The following is a 3,703-nucleotide window of genomic DNA, read 5'->3' on the forward strand; positions in this document are numbered from 1 at the left end:
TATAAATATACGATTTTCAAATATATAATATCAATTAGATACAAATTGACCATCAAGTTTTTTAAGTTAATTATAAACTAAAGAAGGTAGCCAGAAAATGAATCGCTTAATAAGAGGTGAAAATTTCTCCTTATCCTTTCCAGGTAACTCAAGATTGATTCGAAAAAGGTAAGTTGGAGTCATCTATCATACGTCTTTTTATATAATTTTGAAATATCTATTATTATGGTTGACACACCCGAAAACTTACCTGGTTGGGTAATCTGGCTTATTATTATATTTGCTATTCTCACAATTTTGGTAAAATGGGTATTACCTGTTATAAAACCCTAATTTTGAGATAGGTACGTGGCAAAAGTTAGGGATTTGTTGGAAATTAGAGCTATCCTTTAGTTGAGAGCTCATTCCAAAACTAATTTTATTCCAGCACAAATAAGAATTTCAGAATCAATTTTATGATCCGAAATCCAACGAGTTATTCCTGATTAGATCTCTAGAGACGTAATATTGTGTTTAGGCCTACTCAAATATATTTTTCCTGCCGGGGGACACTGAAATCTTCCCCGAATACGATTGCTAAGAAAAGTGAAATTGAAAACCAGCTATTTTACAGTTTAAAAAGAGTCCTCCGCAGGGCTTCTTTAGATTAAGTGGTTCTTTTTCCTCTTGGGAAAGATTTTTCTGATCCAAGCGATAGTTTTCAAGTGAATCTTTGTTTTTAGGAACTACCAGAAAAATTGAAAATTACACATAAATGTAACCTTCAAGTTGTAAATATCATCTAAATCAGGATTCGAGCACAATCCTCTGTAAGTAGCTATAGCAGCTATTACGCTGTCCAAAGCATCTTCATCTGCATTTCCGATGGAAACCTTCCACACTTTTGGATCAATTTCTATTATTTCTCTTTCTTTAGTCCTATTAGGATTTTTTCCCGAGTTATTTAGAAGTATTGTCTTTCCCTTTATCCTACATTCGGCAGCAAGCACATTCCAACATCTAAATATTCTTAATTGTTATTTTTTGTAGGTTAAGTTAAAAAACAGCATCTTGCGGATTATCTATCTAGCATGATTTGTCTTTTATCTCATATATTATAAATATATATTAATTATGTTATGGTTAACATTTAGTAATTTTTGATTTAAATTAAATATCAAAAGTTCTAAAAAAAACGATATCAATAGAAAAATTGAATGGATTTTTATGTCGACCTGCCGAAAGCAGGCTTTATAACCAGTAAAGTAAAGATCTAAATCTTTGAGTGTAGAAGCAGGACAGATTTCAAGCACCAGTAGCTTTGAATTTTCTTGATCTTGCATGGGTAGTATTTTTGCTGACTCTTCTATTACCAGGGGGGACGAAGAACATTATTTATTCCATGGTAAGTCTGTTTAAAAATCCAGAGATTACATGGACAAAATGGCGATTTCGCCTCTATATCTGCAACCCTTTTTAATTCTTTTTTTCAGTTAATTCTAAAGCTCTATCCTGACACTTTTGACGAAACTCACAGGGATCATTATAATATTCAGGAAATTTTCTATGAAGGCTATCCAATTTGGTTCATCTACAATAATTTTAGGCAAGCCAAAAGGAAAATCAAGTCCAAAAGCGACTCCTTGACTGGAAGCAATAAATTCTGTCAACTTTTTAAGGGAACTGTTAAGGGAAATATTTCCATATTTTTTCTTTATGTTCCAGCATTTTTGGACCTTAAGTCCTTTATCTGTAGGAATAGATTCACAAATCCATATTTTCTTATATGCTTCTTGTGAGCCACTGAAATCAATGCCATAAATTGAAGAAATTGAGGATGAATTTTGCATGGTTTTCACTTTTAGCCTAAAGCTACATAAAGATTTCAACTGTATAAAAATATTATATTATGTCTGTGAGGAAAAGAGGAATTAAAAACTCTTGACTTTTGTAGCTTTATAAGAAACTCTTCGCAGAGCCTTTTTGATAACAGTAATCTTTCCATTTAGAGGACTGCTTTGGAATCAGAGCGAAAGTTTTCAAGTTGTCCTGATTTTAGAGATTATTAATAAAAGATCTGGTTATTTTTCTGGGAACTCCGTCTAATAATTCGTCTACCGTTTGAAGGAGTATGCTCCTTTTGTATAGATGTATTTATATAATTTGACCATGTAATGTAGTTATTGAAAATAAAGAGACGTATAATCTGTTATTAAAAACCAATTTTTGTTTTTTAATTTAAGGGTCTATACAATCTTTTAAACTAACAACTATCCGCTAAAGCGGAGATGAAACGAAAATGGCTTTTAATGACAGAAATTTCAGGGGAGATTATGGAGGTTTCCGTGGTAACAGCGGATCAAGGGAAATGACAAAAGTGACCTGTTCTGACTGCGGTGCTGAGACCGAAGTACCATTCAAACCTACTGAGGGCAGGCCGGTATACTGCAGAGAATGTCTTCCTAACCACAGAAAATTCTAAAGATAATCTGGGTCAGGTGTTATTAATTTGCAGTTAAATTTTACATTAATGCCTGATTCATCTTTTCTTTTCGTTTTTTTTGGTTTACTCTCTTTGTTTCTATACTTATTTCCACCTAACGCAGCAGAAAAAAAGTGGGAACAAAACAGTATAGAGAATAGCAGTTTGTACAAATCATTCAATTGTCAACATATCAGTTTTTGACTCAACTTATCAACTTTCGACTTATAAATAAATCAAGGGTCATCAAGGAGGAATTAATCTGGCTAATTACAGAAGTACTATAAGGAAAAAAAGATTAGGATCAGCAAATCCTGTAAATTCAGGAGATATCCCTGAAGTATCCAGGGTAAGAATCCCTCGCAAAGACAGAAACGAAGTCCTGGCAACAGTTGCGAGTTTACTCGGTGCTAAAAGGGTAACACTTCAGTGTATGGACGGAGTTGTCCGAATGGGTAGAATCCCGGGCTCTAAACATAAAAAAATGTGGATTCGTGAAGGCGATATTGTTATCATTAACCCATGGGAAATTCAGGATTCCAAAGCCGACATTACCTGGAAATATACAAGGCCTCAGGTCGAATGGCTTGAACGGAAAGGCTACATTAAGTACTGATATAATTATGAAAATGCCTAGTATAGATAAGTAACTGAAAATAAAGGTGTCTGAAAAAGATGCCTAAAATCCATATTTTACTTTTCTGCAGGAGTGAACCTGTCATCTCTTTTGCAAGCCATGTTTAGAAATTATTTTGTTAAAAAGAGTTTACTTTTTTATATATAGATATACTTATATATCGTAAGTGCAATGTATGTGTGTTAAAATAAAGAGATGTATAATGATCTGTTGTTAAAAACCAATTTTTGATTTTAAACAAAGGCTCTATACAATCTTATTTATAAGCAGTTAATCAACAATTAAACCAAGGTGAAACAAATGGCTTTTAACGACAGAAATATGTTCAGAGGAAATTCTAATTTCGGCGCTCCCAGAGAAATGCACAAGACAACCTGTTCTGATTGCGGTGCTGAAACTGAAGTGCCTTTCAAACCTGATCCAGAAAGACCGGTTTACTGTAGAGAATGTCTTCCTAACCACAGGACACCCAGAGAAAACCGCAGATACTAAGTGTAATTTGTGTAATTAAGTTTACATCAACACTTATTTCTTTTCTACTTTTTTAATTGAGCCTATCCCAAAAGCTCATTTACTCTAATTATTGCTGCTACCATTACAACTCC

5 protein-coding genes are annotated in these 3,703 nt (G+C 33.4%); 3 read left to right on the plus strand and 2 right to left on the minus strand.

Features of this window, described 5'->3' with window-relative positions; all coding sequences use genetic code 11:
• Positions 1 to 725: 725 nt before the first annotated feature.
• Both ASJ81_RS09960 and ASJ81_RS09965 read right to left on the minus strand, forming a co-directional pair.
• Complete coding sequence (locus tag ASJ81_RS09960) at positions 726 to 989, minus strand: hypothetical protein (protein ID WP_095644332.1); 264 nt, start codon at positions 987 to 989, stop codon at positions 726 to 728.
• A 489-nt stretch (positions 990 to 1,478) separates the two neighbouring features.
• Positions 1,479 to 1,829, minus strand: coding sequence for a hypothetical protein (locus tag ASJ81_RS09965; protein WP_095644333.1), 351 nt, complete (start codon positions 1,827 to 1,829; stop codon positions 1,479 to 1,481).
• A gap of 449 nt (positions 1,830 to 2,278) precedes the next feature.
• Between ASJ81_RS09965 and ASJ81_RS09970 the strand changes: the two genes are divergently transcribed.
• From ASJ81_RS09970 to ASJ81_RS09980, 3 genes are all read left to right on the plus strand, one after another.
• Entirely contained in the window at positions 2,279 to 2,461 is a 183-nt protein-coding gene (locus tag ASJ81_RS09970; RefSeq protein WP_095644334.1) for a CxxC-x17-CxxC domain-containing protein, read from the plus strand.
• A gap of 283 nt (positions 2,462 to 2,744) precedes the next feature.
• The gene (gene eif1A / locus ASJ81_RS09975) at positions 2,745 to 3,077 is read left to right on the plus strand and encodes a translation initiation factor eIF-1A (protein WP_095644335.1); all 333 of its coding nucleotides are present in this window, start codon (positions 2,745 to 2,747) and stop codon (positions 3,075 to 3,077) included.
• 321 nt (positions 3,078 to 3,398) lie between these two features.
• Positions 3,399 to 3,590, plus strand: a complete 192-nt coding sequence (locus tag ASJ81_RS09980; RefSeq protein ID WP_095644336.1) for a CxxC-x17-CxxC domain-containing protein — start codon at positions 3,399 to 3,401, stop codon at positions 3,588 to 3,590.
• Positions 3,591 to 3,703 lie beyond the last annotated feature (113 nt).

This window comes from Methanosarcina spelaei (assembly GCF_002287235.1).
GTDB lineage: Archaea > Halobacteriota > Methanosarcinia > Methanosarcinales > Methanosarcinaceae > Methanosarcina > Methanosarcina spelaei.

What these genes read in the sequence shown, in the direction of transcription:
- ASJ81_RS09965 (WP_095644333.1), bottom strand. Translation starts at nt 1,829, where the DNA reads ATGCAAAATTCATCCTCAATTTCTTCAATTTATGGCATTGATTTCAGT.
- ASJ81_RS09980 (WP_095644336.1), top strand. Translation starts at nt 3,399, where the DNA reads ATGGCTTTTAACGACAGAAATATGTTCAGAGGAAATTCTAATTTCGGC.
- ASJ81_RS09970 (WP_095644334.1), top strand. Translation starts at nt 2,279, where the DNA reads ATGGCTTTTAATGACAGAAATTTCAGGGGAGATTATGGAGGTTTCCGT.